Below are 1,016 nucleotides of genomic sequence, written 5' to 3'. Positions count from 1 at the left end.
ACCCAATCGGAGTGGGACGTGGAGCCTGCCAGTGAGAGCAGCGAAGACAAAGCCGCAGCTGAATTTATTAAAGAGCAGTTAAATAGCCGCAACTTTGATGACGTTACCGATAAGATGCTATTCGGCGTCTTTTACGGCTATTCCGTGGCCGAGTGTTTGTGGGCATACGACGGCAACAGAATTGTCATAGACGATATCAAGGTCAGAGACCGCAGTCGGTTCCGATTCGGTATGGAGGGCGACCTGCGGCTCATCAATATCAACCATCCCAACGGCATGCAGCTGCCCAAGAAAAAGTTCTGGGTATTCAGCGCCGGTGCCGACCACAGCGACAACCCCTATGGCATGGGGCTGGCGCATTACCTCTACTGGCCGACATTTTTCAAGCGAAACGGCATCAAGTTCTGGCTGATCTTTCTGGAAAAATTCGGCATGCCCACTGCAGCGGCCAAACTTCCCCCCGGGCAGGCGCAGGACCCCATCGAGCGAGAGAAAGCCCTGCAGGCACTGGATGCCATACAAAGCGACAGCGGCGTGGTGATTCCCGACAACGTGGTCATCGAGCTAATAGAAGCGGCCAGATCCGGAACCGCCGACTATAACGCCCTCTGCCAGCGTATGGACAAGACCATCAGTAAAGTGATCCTTTCCCAGACCATGACCACCGATGACGGCAGCAGCCGCAGTCAGGCCGAAGTTCACCAGGACGTGCAGCAGGACGTGATCAAAAGCGACGCCGACCTGGTATGCGAGAGTTTCAACCAGCAGGTGGTGACCTGGCTGACCGAATGGAATTTCCCCAACGCTACCCCGCCCAGAGTATGGAGAAAGACAGAGCCAGAAGAAGACCTGATGGCCAGGGCAGACCGGGACAACAAAATAAGCACCCATGAAAGATTCCAGCTTTGTACCCATGGTCCGTAACTTTTCTGGAAAATACCGTTGTTGAATGGCAGCGGAAAAGCGGAATTTCCCAAGTTACAGTAATTTCAAATAAACATACAAAAGAGTATTTC

The 1,016-nt window shown here is 53.1% G+C and carries 1 protein-coding gene; it reads left to right on the top strand.

Going from position 1 to position 1,016, the window contains the following annotated elements; all coding sequences use genetic code 11:
- Window positions 1-924 (top strand): DUF935 domain-containing protein (locus KDK14_RS01215; protein ID WP_257263192.1); only part of this gene is annotated, 924 nt, incomplete at its 5' end.
- Between the last annotated feature and the right edge of the window lie 92 nt (window positions 925-1,016).

Source organism: Endozoicomonas sp. ONNA2, from assembly GCF_024606365.1.
Taxonomy (GTDB): domain Bacteria; phylum Pseudomonadota; class Gammaproteobacteria; order Pseudomonadales; family Endozoicomonadaceae; genus Endozoicomonas.
The sequence above is the reverse complement of the archived record's forward strand: the minus strand, read 5'-3'. Positions and strand labels throughout refer to the sequence as shown.